This window comes from Pseudanabaena sp. BC1403, from assembly GCF_002914585.1.
In the GTDB taxonomy this organism is placed as follows: domain Bacteria; phylum Cyanobacteriota; class Cyanobacteriia; order Pseudanabaenales; family Pseudanabaenaceae; genus Pseudanabaena.
The window spans coordinates 1-20272 of sequence record NZ_PDDM01000030.1; the positions used below are offsets into that span (position 1 = coordinate 1).

Annotated in this window: 18 protein-coding genes; 10 read left to right on the forward strand and 8 right to left on the reverse strand. The window is 42.1% G+C overall.

Annotation, left to right across the window (positions count from 1 at the left end; translation table 11 throughout):
- Positions 1-224: 224 nt before the first annotated feature.
- Positions 225-1880: a DUF1565 domain-containing protein gene (locus CQ839_RS20785; RefSeq protein WP_103670212.1), complete on the reverse strand. Its 1656-nt coding sequence runs from the start codon at positions 1878-1880 to the stop codon at positions 225-227.
- A 173-nt stretch (positions 1881-2053) separates the two neighbouring features.
- On the opposite strand from CQ839_RS20785, the gene CQ839_RS20790 reads away from it, so the two are divergent.
- Both CQ839_RS20790 and CQ839_RS20795 read left to right on the forward strand, forming a co-directional pair.
- Entirely contained in the window at positions 2054-2362 is a 309-nt protein-coding gene (locus tag CQ839_RS20790) for a DUF5340 family protein (RefSeq protein WP_103670213.1), read from the forward strand.
- Positions 2363-2480: 118 nt separating this feature from the next.
- On the forward strand, positions 2481-3923 hold the full coding sequence (locus tag CQ839_RS20795) for a carotenoid oxygenase family protein (protein WP_103670214.1): 1443 nt from the start codon (positions 2481-2483) through the stop codon (positions 3921-3923).
- Between the two features lie 29 nt (positions 3924-3952).
- Here CQ839_RS20795 and CQ839_RS20800 read toward each other — a convergent pair whose 3' ends face one another.
- On the reverse strand, positions 3953-4354 hold the full coding sequence (locus CQ839_RS20800; protein WP_103670215.1) for a DUF1824 family protein: 402 nt from the start codon (positions 4352-4354) through the stop codon (positions 3953-3955).
- Positions 4355-4401: 47 nt separating this feature from the next.
- Here CQ839_RS20800 and CQ839_RS20805 point away from each other — a divergent pair, with 47 nt between their 5' ends.
- The 3 genes from CQ839_RS20805 to grxD all read left to right on the forward strand — a co-directional run bounded on the left by CQ839_RS20805 (position 4402) and on the right by grxD (position 6752).
- Positions 4402-5013 carry a DUF3318 domain-containing protein gene (locus CQ839_RS20805; protein WP_103670216.1) on the forward strand — a complete coding sequence of 204 codons (612 nt, stop codon included), beginning with the start codon at positions 4402-4404 and terminating at the stop codon, positions 5011-5013.
- Positions 5014-5238: 225 nt separating this feature from the next.
- Positions 5239-6258, forward strand: a complete 1020-nt coding sequence (locus CQ839_RS20810; RefSeq protein WP_103670217.1) for a late competence development ComFB family protein — start codon at positions 5239-5241, stop codon at positions 6256-6258.
- 167 nt (positions 6259-6425) lie between these two features.
- Positions 6426-6752, forward strand: a complete 327-nt coding sequence (gene grxD / locus CQ839_RS20815) for a Grx4 family monothiol glutaredoxin (protein ID WP_103670218.1) — start codon at positions 6426-6428, stop codon at positions 6750-6752.
- 118 nt (positions 6753-6870) lie between these two features.
- On the opposite strand, the gene CQ839_RS20820 is transcribed toward grxD, so the two are convergent.
- From CQ839_RS20820 to CQ839_RS20840, 5 genes are all read right to left on the reverse strand, one after another.
- Complete coding sequence (locus tag CQ839_RS20820) at positions 6871-8163, reverse strand: MFS transporter (RefSeq protein ID WP_103670219.1); 1293 nt, start codon at positions 8161-8163, stop codon at positions 6871-6873.
- A 97-nt stretch (positions 8164-8260) separates the two neighbouring features.
- Positions 8261-9499, reverse strand: a complete 1239-nt coding sequence (locus CQ839_RS20825) for an FtsW/RodA/SpoVE family cell cycle protein (RefSeq protein WP_103670220.1) — start codon at positions 9497-9499, stop codon at positions 8261-8263.
- Positions 9500-9565: 66 nt separating this feature from the next.
- Positions 9566-10063, reverse strand: coding sequence for an ureidoglycolate lyase (locus CQ839_RS20830; protein WP_103670221.1), 498 nt, complete (start codon positions 10061-10063; stop codon positions 9566-9568).
- Positions 10064-10077: 14 nt separating this feature from the next.
- Positions 10078-10329, reverse strand: a complete 252-nt coding sequence (locus tag CQ839_RS20835; protein ID WP_103670222.1) for a DUF2283 domain-containing protein — start codon at positions 10327-10329, stop codon at positions 10078-10080.
- A 447-nt stretch (positions 10330-10776) separates the two neighbouring features.
- Positions 10777-11997 (reverse strand): UbiH/UbiF/VisC/COQ6 family ubiquinone biosynthesis hydroxylase, encoded by a 1221-nt coding sequence (locus CQ839_RS20840; protein WP_103670223.1) that lies wholly within the window; start codon positions 11995-11997, stop codon positions 10777-10779.
- 431 nt (positions 11998-12428) lie between these two features.
- Between CQ839_RS20840 and ppc the strand changes: the two genes are divergently transcribed.
- The 3 genes from ppc (at position 12429) to CQ839_RS20855 (ending at position 17323) form a co-directional block, all read left to right on the forward strand.
- Positions 12429-15356, forward strand: coding sequence for a phosphoenolpyruvate carboxylase (gene ppc / locus CQ839_RS20845; RefSeq protein WP_103670224.1), 2928 nt, complete (start codon positions 12429-12431; stop codon positions 15354-15356).
- A 135-nt stretch (positions 15357-15491) separates the two neighbouring features.
- The gene (locus CQ839_RS20850; RefSeq protein ID WP_103670225.1) at positions 15492-16538 is read left to right on the forward strand and encodes a Gfo/Idh/MocA family protein; all 1047 of its coding nucleotides are present in this window, start codon (positions 15492-15494) and stop codon (positions 16536-16538) included.
- A gap of 284 nt (positions 16539-16822) precedes the next feature.
- Positions 16823-17323, forward strand: coding sequence for an outer membrane beta-barrel protein (locus CQ839_RS20855; RefSeq protein ID WP_103670253.1), 501 nt, complete (start codon positions 16823-16825; stop codon positions 17321-17323).
- 80 nt (positions 17324-17403) lie between these two features.
- On the opposite strand, the gene CQ839_RS20860 is transcribed toward CQ839_RS20855, so the two are convergent.
- Positions 17404-17754, reverse strand: coding sequence for a DUF6464 family protein (locus CQ839_RS20860; RefSeq protein WP_103670226.1), 351 nt, complete (start codon positions 17752-17754; stop codon positions 17404-17406).
- A gap of 193 nt (positions 17755-17947) precedes the next feature.
- Here CQ839_RS20860 and CQ839_RS20865 point away from each other — a divergent pair, with 193 nt between their 5' ends.
- A complete protein-coding gene (locus CQ839_RS20865) occupies positions 17948-19027 on the forward strand; it encodes a serine/threonine-protein kinase (protein WP_103670227.1) in 1080 nt (359 codons plus the stop codon).
- A gap of 173 nt (positions 19028-19200) precedes the next feature.
- The gene (locus CQ839_RS20870) at positions 19201-20154 is read left to right on the forward strand and encodes a peptidoglycan recognition family protein (RefSeq protein ID WP_103670228.1); all 954 of its coding nucleotides are present in this window, start codon (positions 19201-19203) and stop codon (positions 20152-20154) included.
- The last annotated feature ends 118 nt before the right edge of the window (positions 20155-20272 follow it).

Here is a 20272-nt window from a genome sequence, read left to right on the forward strand (position 1 = left end):
CTCCCTTTCAGGTCGGGCTCGCTTCGCTTTCGCTCGTCGCTCCCTTCAGCGCTTTACTAAGGTAGCAAGCTTATAAAGGTTTGTCAACCCCTTTCTTCCTTTTGTTTTGTGCTAGCTCCTCAAATTCGCTACATCACTTGCTAAGCAACACTCTTAAGCCTAAAACTTTTTTAAGATTTTCTTGCTAGCGGTGGAAATTTGGCGCAATTATTGAGGTGATGAGTTTATTGGTTGACAATATAGGCGGAGGAAATCGCTTTTAGCTGCCCCGATCGCACTAGAGCTTGGTAGATGAATGCAGCGACTTCGGCTCTGGTGGCGGGTTGATTAGGATTTAAGAGTTTTAGATTGGGATAGTTGACAACCATACGATTCTCGGTTGCAGCACCAACACTGTTACGTGCATAGGCAGGAATAGCATTTGCGTCTGAGAAGACTTGCAAGGTTGTGTTAATAGGTTTTGTTGGGGCGTAGCCTAGTCCATTAGCTAGGGAAACAAGAATTTGCACGCGGGAAATATTTTCATTGGGGCGGAATGTAGTAGCGGAATAACCAGACATAAAGCCTGTGGTATAGGCTTTTTGAATAGCGGTAGCAGCCCAGTTATTTGAAGCAACGTCGATAAAAGTAGCGCTACTGCGAATAGTTGACTTGTTCATAGCTTGGCTGAGCAGCGCTGCAAATTGAGCTCTGGTGACGGGGTCGTTGGGGCGAAAACTGCCATCGGGGAAGCCCTTGATAATATTTCTAGAGGCTAATTCTTGGATAAAAGTTTGCGCCCAATAGTTATTAGGTACATCTTTAAAAGCGACTTGAGTCGTTGGGGTTGTAGGGGTAGATGGGGATGTAATTGGGGAAGTTGGCTGGACAAGATTGACTGAGCCTTGAACTCGCTTGGGATCGACTTGGTTACCGATCGCAACGACTGTGACTCCAGAGGCATTGTTAATATCGGTTTGCTTATTATTTTGGAAAATATTTTGACCAGGGCTAGCATCTGTCCCAAGATCTACAGTGGGTTGTCCCTTGCGATCCTTCAAAATTACTAGACCATTTTCTTGATTGTTTGCAATGAGATTATTACGAAATGAAGGCATAGATAGATTCGAGACAACGATGCCTCCACGGTTGCTAACGATGCGATTAGAGATAACAGCAACTTTTGAGTTTTGCCCGATCGCTAAACCAAATCCAGTATTATCAAAGGTGTTGGACTGGATATTTCCTGTACTTGTACCAAGAGCTGAGAGACCATTTGCACCATTTTTAGTAAAAATGTTGTTGCTGACATTGGCGGAAGTTGCACCTGTTAAGAAAACTCCGTCATGGGTGGAATTGGCAAAGGTATTGCTTGTGATGGTGACATTTTGGGCTGACTCAACCCAAAGAGCATAGCCTCTAGGATTTTTATTGGTAATAGTGATGCCTTCAATGCGAGAGCCACTACCAACGAGCATGGCAATATTTTGACGAGCAAAGGTGGGACTGACAAAAACTCCACCCCCAGAAATAATAATTTCTTGACCTTGGTTGGCAGAGTTACCGCGTAAAGTTACCCCAGAGGGAATTGTGAGGGGGAATTTTTCTCCCGTTTCGACTGAGTAAGTCCCAGATGCTAATTGAATAATTGCACCACTTTGAGGATTTTTATTGAGAGCGGCAGTTAATGATCGCAATGGCTGATCAGCCGAGACCCCCGAGTTAGAGTCTGAACCGTTAGCAGAGACAAAAATAACGGTGTTTGCTTGAGCGATTTGCAGAGTGGTTGAACTAGCTGGATTAGAATTTTGCGCGATCGCTAGGTCAGTTAGTGTGACAATTTGAGATAATCCAAAAGTAAAAAGAAATGCAAGTCTCAGAGATGTCCGTGAAAATGACATAAATTTATCCTCTACAATTTATTTAAGTCTCAAATTTTTAAGTCTTGGATATGCCGAGCTTGACGCTATGCATCTCAAATAGTTTCTTGAGGTGTTTAGTGCAGTAGCTGCCAAAACTCAACCTAAATATACAGCCAAGTTTTAATTTTGGTTTTGCACCGATCGAGGTATTTGTGAGTTCACTTCCTGTTCCATCCCATATTCACTACGAGCTTCTGCTACAGTTGCTGGAGCGTCAGACCTTACCAGCTCTGCACAATGAGATGAAGCAACCGCACATGGCAACAAAGATGAATGTTTCGAGAGAGCATCTTCAGGCTGCCATTATTAATCTCCGCAAGGCTTTTGCATTACAAAAGCAGGTTGAAGATCTGTGCGTGTATCACGGTATTCAGGTTTCTTATCGTTGGTCGCTGAGTGAATCGGAGCAAGAGATGGGGAAATCCTTAAAAGAAATCTCTAATCCCTCGAAAGATTCATAATCAGTTCGACCCAGAGTAAGAAAGAAAAGACATCACTTTGTGATGTCTTTTCTTTCTTACTCTGGGTCGCAATTGTGACGAAATTGTTACAATAGAGGAAATTTATTTATAAATATTTATGGTTCAGGCTGCATCGACGACTTTTTCGCGAGAAGATTGGCAAAAGGGATATGAGTCACTGCGAACTGAGCAGGCTTATTGGATCGATGAAATCGAGGGACAAATACCGCTAGAGCTAGAGGGCACTTTATTTCGGAATGGGCCTGGACAGCTTGATATTAACGGGCAGAAATATGGACACCCCTTTGATGGTGATGGCATGGTCTGCGCGATCACATTTAAAGATGGCAAGGCACATTTTGCAAATCAATTTGTAAAAACACCTGAGTTTATTGCTGAGCAGAAAGCAGGCAAAATTTTATATCGGGGCGTATTCGGCACACAAAAGGCTGGTGGATGGCTAAGTAACATTTTTGATTTGCGGAATAAAAATGTTGCTAATACAAATGTGGTGTATCAGGGCGGGAAGTTATTAGCTTTGTGGGAAGCGGCACGTCCTTATTCACTTAATCCTCAAAGTTTGGATACTTTGGGTCAAGAAACTTTTGATGGGAAGTTAGCGGCGGGGCAAGTATTTACAGCGCATCCAAGAAAGGACGATCGCACTGGAGATTTGTGGGGCTTTGGGGTGCAGCCAGGACCAAAATCTACAATTTCGATTTATCAGGTGACAGATGAGGGCAAGTTAGCGACAGAATCTCAGGTCAAAGTTTCAGGATTTTGTTTCTTGCATGATTTTGCCTATATGCCAAACTATCGGATTTTCATGCAAAATCCTGTGTCTTTTAAACCTTTGCCATTTATGTTGGGGTTAGCGACGGCAGGCGAATGTATTGAATTAAAGCCTAATGCTCCTAGTCAGTTTTTGCTGATCGATCGCCAAGGCAATCTGCAAACCATTGAAACCGATCCTTGTTTTGTATTTCATCACTGTAATGCCTATGAACAAGGCGATGAAATCATTTTGGATTCGGTTTGCTATCCTGACTATCCAAAGTTGGAACCAAATACAGATTTTCGGAATATTGATTTTGACAAGGTGATTGCAGGGCAGTTATATCGATTTACGATTAATCCCAAACTTGGAACGGTAAAGCGCGAAATGATCTTAGAGAGATCTTGCGAGTTTCCTGTGGTTCATCCCCGTTGTGTCGGGCAAAAACATCGTTATGCCTATATTGGCGCGATCGCGAAAGAATCTGGCAACGCACCTTTACAAGCGATCGCCAAAGTCGATATGGAAACTGGTAAGCAAGAATTCCATAGTTTTGCGCCACGCGGGTTTATTAGTGAGCCGATTTTTGTACCCCGCGATCGCAATGACGATAGTGCTGAGGACGATGGCTGGATTCTGACCTTAATTTTTGATGCAGAACATAATCGCTCAGATTTGGTAATACTAGATGCTCAAAATATTACGGGTAACCCTCTAGCCACATTACATCTAAAGCATCATGTACCTTACGGATTGCACGGTAGTTTTACAACTGAAGTCTTTTAAACAAAAGGGGCGCTTTGCGCCCCTTTTGTTTAAAAGAGATCTAAAGGAAAATGTCCGTGAGTGCCGCTATAGCCATCAGTAAAATCGGTGTGCAGAGATAGCAATACTCCTCGATAAGTACCTTTGTAATTGTCAGAATGGTATCGACGACTGCGAGGATTGTATTTTAGATATACGCCATCTGCGATCACAGGTAAGTCTGCGTCAGGTAACTCATAACGAAAATGAGCAGCATAATTTTGCAGAGCTTGCAAAGCTTCGGCTGTGGTGTCAGCACAGATCCCAAAAATGTGATAATCGGCTTGTTTCGTCAAGAAATCTAGGGCTTCGCAGATCTGCGATCGCCGTTCTGAAGTTGCCGATTCTCGATCTAAGTCGCTTAGTTCCCAGAGAATGCGCTCAGCATCAGCGATGGTTAGATTATTACTCATGGGTTTCGCTCATAGATTTCTAAGGTAAGGAGGAGCTAAATTATATTATGAACATTAACGAAGAAATTGCTCGCTTGCGAGATCTATTGCCTGCTTCTTGGCGGATGGCAACATCAATCAAATCTAAGCCTGAGCAAATTGAGCCAGTCTCAAGCTTACAAATTTTACCTTGGCAAAAAGGGACTCAAGTAAATATCAATTTTCGGCTATGGCGACAATTACCTGAAGCCCAGAGAGATATGTTGTTATTGCATGAGGTAAGCTGGCGACAACAGACTAAATGGCTACAAACAGGTGCGTATCAAGGTATTGCTGCTGCCGCTTTTGTAGGAGGAGTTGTAGAAGCAGTCCAAGGAGATGTCACTGGCATAGCGATCGCATTATTATTAGGCACTATCGGCATCAATCAGATTTTACGTAAAAACAAAAGCTCACAGATACAATTACAAGCTGATAGTGAAGCACTTGATGTCGCCCAAAAACGTGGTTATGGAGAATCCGAGGCAGCTAGAGCACTCCTTGAAGCTATTCCTGCGGCGGCAAAGTTAATGGGGCGAAATACACCTGAGTTCACAGAATTAATCCGTTGCCAAAATTTACGGGCGATCGCTGGCTTATCAAAAACAACGATTCCAGAAACAGGTCTTAATGATTTCTAAGTTCAAAGATATCTAGAAAAAATCAAAAGCAAAAAAATAAAGGTGAAGCTTTGCTACACCTTTATTTTTTTGCTTTGTATAATAGTTGTAGTATCGTTTACACTACCGAAAACCAACATCAATTTCACATTTAGAATTATTGATTTTGTGATAGATTTATACCCTTATAAGATTAAATTACGCTGTAATCAGCACATCTAAAATACTCAAAATGGAATATTTCCTATGAGCAGTTGTAGAAATGCACTAGAAGAATTAGTCATCGAAGAATCAGAAGCACAATACAAACGCTTAGGTGCTGATGTAAAAAAGCGTGTCGATCTTAGTGAAGTAATCGCTTATACTCTCAATCGCTTACCGCCAATGTATGCAACTACTCAGCGCGGATGGGTACAGCAGCGCAAGAGAGCTGAGCAAGAATTAGGATCTGCGATCACTAAAACAGTGCGCAATGGATTTCTAAGTACACAGAGTGATGTCTTAAGACAAAGCGATCCGATTCCTGAACATGAACTGATTAGTCAGGCGCGATCGCTTTTTAAGTTACGCAAATTATTTAGCAAGGATTATCTCAAGTGGAAAGATGTCCCTGAGATTGTTAGAGATGCTTTGGATTCAGGATACTATCAGAGCCTTTCTAATGGCTCATATGTCAGCTTAGATCGACGCAATTCTCTTTTAGCCCGCAGTTATGCGGTACGTCGGAAATCAACGGCAATTTTGCCTTCAGCATCTAAGGTCGCTAGAACCGAAAAAGATATCTCAACCGAGATGAAAGACTTTGAGTCTTACATGTCGGGAACTATCTATCGTTATAGCAATATTCTTGAAAGCCTTGTGAATGCGATCGTTGAGCGCCGTGCCCAACGCCTAGATGAAACTGTTCAGCAGAAAGTTAATATCGATGATGTGGCGGCATATGTCCTTAATCGTTTGCCACCCATGTATGCTACCAGTCGTCGCGGATTACAAAATTTGCGACAAAGAGTCAAGTCTGAGATGACTAGTCAAATTATCAGTATTGTCAAGGAAGCTTTGACTAAAGTAGTTCAAGCACCCGAAAGATCTTTATCCCCTTTACCTTTTGAGAAGTTCAATGTTGAGCTAGAAGAATCTTTGGTGCAATTACGCGAATTACTCGGCAGGGATGATATTACATGGCGCAATGTTGCTGAAGCTGTAGAAGAATGCTTGAGATCACCTAGGGCTGATTATCCAACTTGGCGAGCAAAGCACGATGTCTGAGTATATTTAGTAAAAGGGAGCGCAGTGCGCTCCCTTTTACTTTAATAAAAAGGAAAAATAGCGATTAGCTCTATTTTTCCTTTTTGGGGTTAATTTGACCTAAGCATTATGACGATTGCTATAGTAGCAATAGTAAATTTATTCACAACTGAATCAACCTAACTAATATGCTTAGCCCTATTTTGCAAACTAAGATCGAGAGTCAGATTAATAATAATAAAATCATGCTCTACATCAAAGGAACTCCGCAACAGCCTCAATGTGGATTTTCGGCAGCAGTTGTGCAAACTTTTAATGCATTAGGACATCCTTACGAAACTGTAAATATTCTTGAAGATAACGATTTACGCATGGGCATGAAGGAGTTTTCCAGCTGGCCGACTTTTCCGCAAGTGTATGTTGGTGGTGAATTTGTTGGTGGCTGCGACATTGTCATGGAGCTAAGCCAACGAGGTGAACTTGCCAATATTGTTCAAGAGGCGATCGCTAAATAAATAAAAAAGGGCGCAAAGTGCCCTTTTTTATTTGACTGTAAGGACAAATAAAAACCCAAAAAGTGTGAGGCGGCGTGGAGCGCCGCCTCACACTTTTTGGGTTTTAGAATGGCTACAGCTATAGAACATTTGATAATGCTTTCTTGGTTCTTTTCCAAGCCCAAGAACCAAGCCCAAATACAATCAAGCTAAAAACAATTAATACTATTTGAAAACCAATTTGCTGTTTACCACCATTTTGTTTACCAAACACATTTGTTAAAAAGTCTAAAGATACAGCAATCACAGCAAGGGGCAAACTCGCAGCTATATTTTCGCCATTGTTTAATAGACCAAACACCTTTCCTCGCATATTCTCAGGTGTGTGTTCTTGAATCGCTGTACGCATGGGGATAACAATTAAAGCGCCATTAACACCAATAAAAGTTCCAATTAGCCAAGCAACCCACTGATTAGACACAAACGCAAACATCAACAAACCGATCGCCATACCAATAAAACCAATGAAAGGCAAAGGTCTATGGGCAAATCGCTTGCCAAATTTGCCTAAAATAAATGCTCCAATTGCTAAGCCTAAACCAACCGATGCGACAAAAGAGCCAAATTCTTCGCGATTACCAGTTACAACTTCAGCAAGATTAAGTGATAATTTTTGCATTGCACCAAGAACTGCATATAGCAAAATCATCTGTAACATTGCTCCACCGATCAAATGATTATGGCGCACATATTGAAAAGCGTCTCTTAAGTCAGTCCATATTCCTGAACCTACTTTTTTAGGATGGATAATCTCATCTTTGGGCAAAGCAAACAAAAATAAGCCAGAGATGATGTACAAGCTACCTAGTAAAACTTCACGACTATAAGATGTGGCTTCAGGAAAAAGATGGAGCGTAAATGCTAATAATGGTGCGCCGATCGCAAATCCGACAATCAGTGATCCCACTTCCGTAATAGTAAAAAGAGCATTGGCAGCTAGGAGATCATTCTTGGGAACGATTAAAGGGATCGCGGACTGCTCAGCAGGAGCAAAAAAATTGGTAAGGGTAGAAATAAGAAAGGTAAACAGCAGTAATACAGCTAATGAGCGAGGCGCAAACGGAATCGCAAAGATACAAGCCCCCCGCAAAAAGTTACACAAAATTAAGACTTCGCGTTTTGGATGCCAATCAACAAAAATACCCGCGATTGAACCCAGAAATACCGCAGGCAAGGTCATAGCAATCATGATTGATGATTCTCGCGTATTCACATCACTACCGCCATCAGCGACAGCAAGGGCAATCAGCAAAATCAGGACAACTTTATCAACTAACTGAGCCAATATTTGGGCGAGCCACAATGCCAAAAATTGACGATTACGCAAAACTGCTAAATAGCCAGCGGTCGAGTTTAGATCGGGTTCAGACATCAGTAAAAATAGCTAGCTAAAGTGGCGTTTCTTAAACATTGTAGAGACTATCGCGATCGCCAGTATAAAAAAAGGAATCGCTTCGCGATTCCTTTTTTTATACTGGCGATCGCCGCCGTGAAGCTTCTATTTTTTCTTGTTGCTTAGTTTTGAGATCATTGCGATCGCCATTTCCCCTAGGAAATTGAATTACATCCGCCGCAGACATTTCACGCGCCGCACGAATCAGCAGACCTGCAATAAATAAACAAGATATCGTCGAGCTACCACCATAGCTCAAAAAAGGAAAAGGTAAACCAGTTGTTGGCAAAACACCTGTAGCCACACCCACATTCAAAATTGCTTGCACCACAATTAATGATGTAGAACCAAGAGCAATCAAGCGCACCACAGGATCTTTGCACTTATATGTCACCGACAGCCCAATAGTGCCATAAATCATCACTAGTATGAGCAAACAAATGCCACCAAAAAAGCCAAATTCTTCAGCAAAAATCGCAAAAATAAAATCAGTATATTGAATCGGCAAAAACAGCTTCTGCTGGGACAAGCCAAACCCAGTTCCCCATAGACCGCCAGAACCAATCGCCATTAAGCTTTGCACCAATTGATAGCCATCGCCCGCCTGATCTTGCCAAGGATCGAGAAATGACATAATCCGCCTGCGTTGATATTCGCGAAAAGTGACACTAACTACTGCAACACAAGTACCTATAGCCGCAGTCCCCAAAAGTTGTAGACTTGGCAATCCAGCCCCCAAAGCAATCAACCACAGCGTAATCCCACAAAGTGCGGTCACACTCAAGCTAGGCTGCATCAAAATGCCGCCTAGTACTAACAAAAACACGAGTAGCCAACCAACTCGCACTTTCCAAGGCGTGCGATTCCAATTACCAAACAGTTGGGCTGCTTGCAAAATTAGAAAAGGCTTGATTAGCTCCGATGGCTGCAATAAAAATGAACTCGAACCCACCGATAGCCATCTGGTCGCAGCGTTGCGAGTTGTCCCTAAACCTGGAATATGAGTTGCATAGAGCATCGCCAGAATAATGAACAAAAAGATCGGGCTAATTTTGAGCATGAACTTTAATGGCAAATGCACGATCGCATTAAAGATCAACAAGCCAATCACAGCCCAAGCCAATTGATATTTGAAATAAAGCGTACCGTCTTTAAAGGCTGCATCCGCAACGGGATAGGATGCTGAAAAAAGAACTGCTAGTCCAGCAAATAACCACAAAAAAGTCAGCCATCGCAGGAGACGAGCTTCTGTTGCCCATTTATCGACGGTGCGATCAAAAAATGGAAATACCTGAAAAATCTGAAGGAGTTTCACAGTTGCTTGGGGACTTAGGGAGTAAGAGTTGAGGGGACGCTGTTTAACTTTTCAACTTTCTGGGTTTTACTTTACTACAGTTAATTCAAAATTCAAGTTATAAAGTTTTCGTAAATTGCAAACTTCATAATCATTGATATTGGTGTCATGCAATTCCAGATTGTAAAAATCAATAAATTCATCCTCAAAAAGGGGGCCAGCGTGCCAAGTACCTAAATCTAATTTAATAAAGCAATTGCCTGAAATCCGGAAAGCAGCGATTTGCTCTAAATTAATGCGATCGGGTGATACGGCTGGGGCGACCGCCATGAACCATTCTTTACCACCAAGAGAGCCTAAGCATTGAGTACATTTTTGATGACGCGCAAAGCTATGAAATTTGATACCAGCTTTGCCTAAGCGCATGATGTAAAAGCGAGGAATTCCTGACAAAGATAGCTGAGCATCTTCAAGATCAAATTGTTTGCCATCATCAGTGGGAAAAATTACCTGACCATAGGGCTGAAAGTTTTCAGGCGAAATTAATTGCGGTGTCAATTGGGTTGATAAATTTGCGAGCAACATATTACATCAGATCACTAAAAAGCGAGAGAAAAAATACTAAACAAATCTCGCAGATTTTTCTTATCTTGTTCATTAAAAGGAAAAATTATGTTTTTAATCTGATTAGGAGTTCTTTGTTTAACACTTAAAATTTCAACACCAACTATCTTGTTTTGCTCATCAAAGTCACAAATAACTCCATCAGCAACTTCTTCTGACTCCACAATGTCAGTTTCTCGCATACGGATATAAGCAGCATTAGCGATTGGGTCATATTCGACTCTCATAATTTCCCTCGCATTTTTCGATCAAAATACACTGAGACAACTTTATTAGGGGCGGCTTTCACATTATAAATGACCCGCAAAACCCTATTGTTGTAATCAGCAATCGTTAATAGAGCATGTCGTAAATCAGGATCTATTAGAGTCTAATTCAACTTTCTGAGGTGAGAGTAACGTCATCTCGATCCAATGCAAGGATATTTGGCGATCGCTAATCCTTAATTTTGCGTGTTCGGTTAGCTCAAAATTCACGGGAAATTTCTTAAATTGTGCCATGAGGATATACTTAGTCTAAAGTGTATTCCCCACGAAAGGCACTCTCTAATTCGTTTAATTCTAGAGACATTGACTAGTATACATAGATTTTATAATCGCAAACCCTCCAGCTAAAAATTTATGACAGTAGTCATTGATTAATAATAGTTGGCTTCTTTAGCTCACACTTAAGTTTTAGACCTGATGTAAGCCCATCATGAAATACATCAAAATGCGTTTGAGTGGGGAGATTTGCAAAAGCAGCAAACCAAAGCGGCGTAATACTTTAAAGAACCAGTTATGGTTAGAAAATAGGATGTTAGATATATGCGTAAGCAAAATTACGCCTAAATTATCCCACTTACGTTTTGATTGATAGCGTTTTAAAACTGCGATCGCCCCCAAATCCTCATGATTTTGATGGGCAGCTTTCAAAACATTAGCTAAGGCATTAACATCACGAATACCGAGATTCATCCCCTGCCCTGCGATCGGGTGAGTAGTATGAGCTGCATCACCGATTAGGGCTAATCGCGGTTGAATATAAGTTTGGCTATGCATCCAACGGGGAGAATAGTTAGAGCGAGCGCTTGATATCACAGTAATATTCCCGAGCTTTTCCATGAGGGGCACACCAAAGCGTTTAGCCAACTCTTTCAAAAATGTCGCTTCATCAAGGGCTAATAAAATCGGGGTTTCTTCTTTGGTCGCTGTCCAAACGATACAAGCGTGATCGCTACCCAATGGCAAAATCGCAAAGGGTCCACTTGCTTGAAAACGCTCATAGGCAAAATTTTGATGGGGATTTTCAGATTTGATCGTGGTGACAATGCAGGTTTGCGCGTAGAGACGCTCTGATATCTCGATATTGGCAAGTTGCCGAACTTGCGATCGCCCACCATCTGCACCAACTAATAATTTGGTTTCCAAACATTGTTCGCCGATTTCGGAACTGATTTTTACACGCATGACATCGCGATCGGGGACATGCTCGATATCTAAGATTTTGGCTGGACAAATTAATTCTAAATTTTGGCATTCCCGTGCAAATTCCCAAAGCGAAGCCAAAGTCACCGCATTTTCGACAATATAGCCTAATGCTTCTTGCCCCATATCTTCACGACGCAACTGCACTTGATATGGCAAATCCCCTTCTGAGATTTGGATAGTATGCATCGGGGTTACACCTCGCTGCTGCATACCACCCCAAACACCAATATTTTGCCAAATCTGGGTTGAACCATAGGCGATCGCACTAGCACGACCATCAGCGGTAAATTCTCCACGCAAGAAATTACCATTGCCTTCAATAATTCCCACCTTGAGATTGCGGTTTGCTGAGCAATTCTTATCACCTAGCGCACAGGCTAAGCTCGCACCCACCATTCCCGCACCCACAATCAGCACATCAAACATTAGTTAAGTTACTTTTTAAAGTATTTTTTATAGTTCTAATGTCTATTATCAATATTTTGTAAAGAAATATTGCAAAATCACAGATATTTTTAACTATAGCGATCTCGATTCAGGTTAGGGCAACCGCAAGAACAAAAAAGAAGTCACGGCGCGAAACGTCGAAACTCCTTTTTTGTTCTTGCTAATTGGAGATTCGCGATATAGTCAACATCTAGACAGGAAAAAAGCGCAGGTCTCTACGAAAAAGGTTGCAAATAACAAACAGTTAGGCTGGTATGGTATAGAAAAGAATAGAGATTTTACGCTTGCTTCCTGCTTAAGGTTCCAAATTCTGTAACTACACCAGTTGTTAATTGCAATTTGGGCAACAGAAGAGTGCATCTTAAAGTGGGAAAATTTTGGTTTAGAAAGAAAATTTTGGAGAAAGTTGGATGAGTTCCCCAGCAGCACTGTCAGCGTCATTAGTACAGATAGTTAATTTAGAGAGCGATCTGCGTGCCGCCAATTCCCGTCTACGATATCGTCTCAAACTCGTAGAGGATCTGTGGGAATCAGTCCTATTAAGAGAAAGCGGTCAAGAATTAGTCGATTTATTGCGACAATTACGGGCTATGTGTTCGCCAGAAGGACAAGCGCCTGAATATCCTGCCCAAGAAGTCTTAAAAGTAGTCGAAAGCTTGGATTTACAGCAAGCAACTACAGCTGCTCGTGCATTTGCTTTGTTTTTTCAACTAATTAATATTGTTGAGCAAGATCATGAGCAAGAGCAAACTAGCATCCATCGGATCAGCCCGATCAATAGCGAAGCCGAATACCCTGTCGGTACATTTCGTTGGCTCTTTCCTGAACTCAAAAAGCTAAATGTGCCACCAAGACAAATCCAGAAAGTCCTAAATAATCTTGATATCAGTCTCGTATTTACCGCCCACCCTACCGAAATTGTGAGGCATACAATTCGGGAGAAGCAGCGCACGATCGCGAAGATGCTCAAGGAACTCGATCGACTCATTGGGGTTAAGGGTGATGAAATCGCACCACAGGCGATCGCCTTAAGCTGGGAAGCCACAGCACTTCAAGAGCAGATAGCTGAAGAAATTCGACTCTGGTGGCGTACTGATGAGTTAAATCAAATCAAGCCCACAGTTTTAGACGAAGCTGACTATACATTGCACTATTTTGAAGAAGTCTTATTTGATGCGATCCCCGTACTTTATGATCGCATTGCTTCGGCTATTTCGGCTACTTTCCCTAAGTTAACTCTACCGCGCTACAGTTTTTGTAACTTTGGCTCATGGGTGGGTAGCGATCGTGATGGTAACCCCTATGTCACTCCCGAAGTAACATGGCAAACCGCCTGCTACCAGAGAAATCTCGTCCTTAACAAATATATTAAATCCGTTGAGCGCCTTAGTCGCCTGCTGTCACTATCGCAAAGTCTCAGTGATGTGTCCCAAGAATTGCTCGACTCCCTTGGGGACGATCAAATTTATTTACCTGAAATTTACGAAAAATATTCGCTCAAATTCCGCCAAGAGCCTTATCGCCTCAAGCTAGCCTATGTACGCGAGCGTCTCGTCCGTACTCGCGATCGCAACCAACAATTGCGCCATAGCGGTTGGCAAGCTTCAGAAATGGAGCTATCTACCAAAGGTCAAGAACATCAGCTCTACAACCATGTTTCGGAATTTTTGGCAGAGTTAAAACTAGTTCAAGCAAGTTTAGTCGAGACAAAACTCAATCCCAAGCCTCTTGAAAACCTGATTCGGCAAGTTGATGTCTATGGGTTTCATCTTGCCCACCTTGATATTCGACAAGAGAGCACCCAACATAGCAACACGATCGCAGAAATTGCCGAAGCACTTCAGCTTTTGGACAAGTCATATGACGAACTCACTGAAGTCGAAAAGGTGACATGGTTAACCCAAGAACTCAAAACTCGTCGCCCGATGATTCCCGCCAAGTTAAACTTTAGTGCCAAAACTAACGAAATTATTGAGACATTTCGGATGGTTGCCAAAGTTCAACAAGAATTTTCAGTCGCTATTTGCAACAACTACGTGATCAGTATGAACCGTAGTGTCAGCGATATTCTCGAAGTATTGTTGCTGGCTAAAGAGGCAGGACTTTACGATCCTGCAACAGGTATGGGTTCGCTCAGCATCGCACCTTTGTTTGAGACAGTCGAGGATTTACGCAGCGCTCCGCCCATTATGACCGAGTTATTTGAGCTGCCTCTTTACCGTGCTTATCTAGAATGCCACACACATCTGCAAGAGGTAATGCTTGGATACTCAGATAGCAACAAAGATTCAGGCTTTTTAAGCAGCAACTGGGAAATTTATAAGGCGCAACGTGCGCTTCAAGATGTTTGCCAAAAATATCAAGTCGATCTCCGCATGTTTCATGGTCGTGGTGGCTCGGTCGGACGTGGCGGCGGGCCCACCTATGAAGCGATCTTGGCTCAACCAGGACGCAGTATCGAAGGAAGAATCAAGATCACTGAGCAAGGTGAAGTACTTGCCTCAAAATATTCTTTGCCCGAAATAGCTCTTTATAATCTAGAGACGATTGCAGCGGCAGTCATCCAAGCGGCTTTATTACCTAGCAGTACTGACACTCTTGACTGCTGGCTGGATACGATGGAAGAAATTTCGGTGCGATCGCGCCAAGTTTATCGCCATCTTATTTACGAGCAACCTAATCTCGTTGAATTTTTTCATCAGGTCACACCGATCGAAGAAATCAGCCAGCTTCAAATTAGCTCACGTCCTGCAAGGCGTGCAGGCAAGAGAGACTTAGGCAGTTTAAGGGCGATTCCTTGGGTGTTTAGTTGGACGCAGAGCCGATTTTTACTGCCATCTTGGTATGGCATCGGAGCAGCCCTTGAGGAGTTTCTCCAACAAAATCCTGAGGGTCATTTATCACTGTTGCAATATTTTTATAGCAAATGGCCGTTCTTTAAAACCGCAATTTCGCGAGTCGAGATGACGCTTGCTAAAACTGATTTGCAGATCGCGCATCATTATATGCGTGAGCTTACCAAAGAAGGGCATGAAGAAGCCTTTACAGACATATTTGCGGAAATACAAGAGGAATATCAACGCACTCGGAAGGTCATCCAAGCAATTACAGGACAAAAGCAAATTCTTGATAGCGATCGCGATCTGCAACGGTCTGTACAGTTGCGTAATGGCTCGATCGTGCCGCTTGGTTTTATCCAAGCATCTTTGCTCAAGCGCTTACGCCAACATCGTCCTGATACAGTAGATTTGCGATCGCGTTACTCTAAGAACGAACTCTTACGCGGTGCACTACTCACTATCAATGGCATCGCCGCAGGTATGAGAAATACAGGTTAAGACCTCTTTAAAGTTTTTAAAAGCCTTGCAAAGCAAGGCTTTTAAAAACTATTTGGTTTTAGCCAACGCGCAAGCGTTATGCATCCATGTTACGATTTTGGACAAACTGAGCGCGTTTACTAAGCTGTGAGGAGTATGAGCCCCAATCGTAATTTCCACGATCCCATCAGGGTTGGTGTTATAGGTATCGGTAATATGGGGCAGCATCATGCAAGGGTGCTCAGCTTACTTAAAGATGCGGAACTTATTGGCGTTTCTGACGTAAGCGTAGAACGTGGACGTGATACTGCTAGCAAACATCGTGTACTTTTTTTTGAGGATTACCACGACCTTTTACCACTGGTCGATGCAGTTTGTATCGCAGTGCCCACAAGGTTACATTATGATGTCGGCACAACTTGCCTCAAAGCGGGAGTTCATGTCCTCATCGAAAAGCCGATCGCTGCCACAATTGAAGAAGCTGAATCCCTAGTTAAAACTGCCTCTGACTACAATCGAATTCTCCAAGTCGGGCATATCGAAAGGTTTAATCCTGCATTTCAAGAGCTGAGTAAAGTTTTAAAGCATGAGACAATTTTGGCGATCGAAGCCGATCGCATGAGTCCCTATTCGCAAAGGGCTAATGATGTATCGGTCGTATTTGATCTAATGATCCACGACATAGACATCATTCTGGAGTTAGTTGCTTCGCCAATCGTGCGTGTTTCTGCTCATGGCAATCGTGTATCTCCTGAGTCTGAATACCTTGACTATGTGACTGCAACTATTGGTTTTGAGAATGGTGTAATTGCGACTCTAACGTCTAGCAAGGTTACACATCGTAAGAAACGTAAAATTACGGCTCATTGCACAAATTCACTGACTGAGTCTGATTTTCTAAATAACGAAATTTTGATTTATCGCCAAACTACGGCTAACTGGACAACTGATTATGGTCAAGTCCTCTATCGTCAAGATGGCTTTATCGAAAAAGTTCACACCAGCAATATCGAGCCGCTTCATGCTGAGCTAGAGCATTTTGTGAATTGTGTCCGCGATACGCAACAGCCATCAGTTGGTGGCGATCAGGCTCTAAAGACCTTGCGTCTTGCCAGTCTGATCGAGCAAACGGCTCTTGATGGTCAAGTTTGGCGTAGTTGTGATTTAGAGCTACGTGAAATTGCCATAGCAGGAAGTTATTAAAAAACAACACATGAGAGGCGGTGCTTCGCACCGCCTCTCTCATCACTCACAAAAAAGAGAAGTGGAGCCTAGCTCCACTTCTCTTTTTTGTTGCAGATTTGCTTTGATATGGGTCACCCATTAGCATGATTGTCTAGAGATAGAACCCCATCCAAGAAGTTAAAACCTAGACACAGAAAGAGCTTAAGCAGTTTTTAGGGTACAAGGAACAATGGGAACAATGCTAATTCTCACCAGTCAAAAGAGTCATCTCACACAGCAAAACAATGCAGGAAATCAAGCTCATGAAATCTCTTACAAAAATCTCTTTAGGTATTGCGATCGCTACTTCTGTTCTTACCTCTTTTAGTGCGATCGCCTCAGCCGAAGAAGTAACATTACCTGGTAGCTATGTTGGAGCTGGGATTTCACTCCAAAGCTTTGCCACAAATCCTTCTGTAGTTGGCGCAAACTTAGCGGGTCGCTATAAGTTTGATGGCGTGCCAATTTCTGCTAGAAGTTCTGTTCTCTTTGGTAATGGTGGTACTTCCGTTGTTCCTACTGTTTCCTATGACTTACCAGTGGGCGATCGCGCTAATGTTTATCTTGGGGCTGGTGCATCGTTTAAAGTTGGCGGGAATGGCAGCTTAACAGGCGATCAAACTGCTTTCGCTTTGCAACCTGGGGTAGAAGTTAGCATTAACAAGCGCGTTCTACTTTACAGCAACGCTGTAATTCCATTTAATGGTCAGAGTAATGGCTCAGCAGGCACTTCGCTCCAAGCAGGTGTAGGCGTTCAATTCTAATAAACCAAAAAACAGAGGCAACGCTTTGCGTTGCCTCTGTTTTTTTGATTTCTAAAAGAGGTTGCAAAGCAACCTCTTTTTTATGCTTCCCAAAAGCGACAACCTTGACATGGGCCGTTAGGATTTACCGCACAGCGAATCATTTCTGAGCCAGCGTTATATCGACAATTACTATCTCCAATCACCCAACGCCCATTGCTCAGACTTCTCTCCAAATTTTCTGGTGCAGGTTGGACATAGACTAAAACTCTAAATAAGTTGTATTTACCCCTACGAAACTGATATCGATGGCGGCGTTCTAAGATCGTGTAGGTTTTACCTTCTAAATCAATATGATCACCAGGCTGGGGAATCCAATCTAGGTATATTTTGCCCAAAGTGCTTTCAGGATAAAGAGTACAAACCTCTGTCGGCACTGACAATATTTCCATAGAACTAATTATTTAAACTATTATTTGATTTATTTGAACTCAACTTAATTGTAAGCCCCAAAACTAAAGTATAAGAACCCTTATTTGGCAAGATTTGAAATTTTTTACAGGTCAGGAGTTAGGATACCTCTATCAAAAGTGTGGGCACACTTTTTTGGCGCTATAATGCTTTTGCCGCAAACGAAGCTTGATTATGCGACTTTGTATCAATCCAAACTGCAATAGCCAAAATCTAGACACCACAGAGTTATGCCAACAATGTGGATGCGAATTACTCATCGATCGTGCTTATGCTGTCAAGAGATTACTCAGCGATAAAAGTGGATTTGGGACAATCTACGAAGTTGAAGATGCCAATCAGCATCCTAAGGTACTTAAAATCCTCAAACCTGAATTTAACGATCAGCCGAAAACCGTCGAGCTTTTTGAACAAGAAGCTTTTTTGTTAGGGCAAATTGATTCCACAGGATTACCCAAAATTGATGCTTATATCCATCATTATTTACCAGACAAAAAAAAGCTATACGGCATTGTTATGGAAAAAATTGAAGGAATGAATCTCCATGATTGGATCTATAGCCATAATCGACTCTCAGAGAAAATGGCGATCGGATGGTTGAAGCAAATCGTACGAGTATTGAAAATTGTGCATCAAAAGGGCTATTTCCATCGCGATATCAAGCCTTCAAATATTATGCTCAGACCATCGGGCAAGCTTGCTCTGATTGACTTTGGCACTGCAAGGGAAGCAACCTATACCTATCTAGCTAAAATCGGTAGTGTCGGCGGTGTCACAAAAATCTCTTCTGCTGGTTATACCTCTCCAGAGCAAGAACGTGGTTTTGCGATTCCTCAGTCTGATTTCTATTCTTTAGGTATGACTTTTTTACATTTAGTTACTAGTACTTATCCTCTCAATCTGCATGATTCACATACAGATATATACCATTGGCGCGAATCGGCTCCACAGATTTCCGGTAATTTTGCTCAGCTATTAGACAAACTGATTGCAAAAAGACCAGTTGATCGCCCATCTGATTGTGATGCAATTTTGCATAGCCTCGATGAGCTCGATCGGCTAACCAAAGAGATCCAAACTGAGCGCCAGACTCAGGTAAAACAGCAGATAAAGCAAGCGCAGCAAAACCGCAGTCGCATTTGGATCGGTTTAACGATCGCTATTATGGGATTGATAGGATATGCGATCGCTGTTTTTAGTCGAATTCTTCCTTCACCTATCCCTTTGCCACCGCAAATTATTAAGCCAAAATGATTAGGAGAGAGAAGCGCATAAAGCAGAATGTTCTTCACTACAATATTTCTTTTTAAAGTGTTAATTCATAACACTTTAAAAAGAAATATTGTGGTTTATTTAATAAAAACTACCGTTAAAATTTCCGCTTATAAATTTTTGTATCGCCGTTCCAAAGTTATCATTAGCCTAGTATGCAAGTTAAACGATTAGTAGCGATCGCCTTCTTTTTTCTAACATTGGTGATATTTATTCTCTTAGCAGAACCAGCTAAAACAAAGATAATCGCTGATGCCAAGTTTACGGAAACTCGCCCAAGTATCCCTCAAAAAACTACGCAAAGAATTGCCCAAAACATCAACTTTTCTCCAGAAATCAATCAATTTGCGCCCGTGAAAGGTTGTGAGAACCAACCACCAGCAAATCCACCTGAGCCGTCATTACCCGCCGCACTCACCTCTACTCCCATCACCCTAGAGCGCTTTCGGAAACCTTTACCAGCCTCTACAGCAAATCTTACTTCTTCTCAGAAAGGAATTACCTATAACCCTAGAGAAATAGTTGCTTTGGCAGCATCTTCTAACTATGGAGAGCGCTATCTTAAAGATCTATCGGGTCAACCTGCTAATAATCCGCCGATTATTGTTCTTCATGAAACGGTAGGCTCTGCTAATAGTGTCATTAATTTTTTTCAGGAATTCCATACTGACGAGGATAATCAAGCTAGCTATCACGCATTAATTGCACTGGATGGCAGCATTATTTACTTTGTACCACCAGATAAACGCGCCTTTGGTGCAGGGAATTCTGTTTTTGTAAGTTCTGTAGGAAAAGAAGCAATCCAAACTAATCCTCGATATCCAAGTTCTGTAAATAACTTTGCCTATCATATTTCTCTAGAAACGCCTACAGATGGAATGCATGATGGTTATACCCATAGTGGATATACAGAACCTCAATATCAATCTCTAGCATGGTTAGTCGCAAAAACTGATGTGCCCTTAGAGCGAATTACTACTCACAGAATTGTCGATCGCTCAGGCTCACGTATCGATCCTCGCAGTTTCAATTTTAGTCTTTTCCAAAAGCAGCTAAGTGAATATCCTAGAACTAAGGAAATCTCTATTGGCTGTCCATCAACACCATAGATAAAAGAATCCTAAAAGCCCACAAAGGTAAAACGCCCGCTTAGCGGGCGTTTTACCTTTGTGGGCTTTTAGTTTTTATTAGGCTAAGGTACTTTGGCAACTGGCGATCGCACCAAAA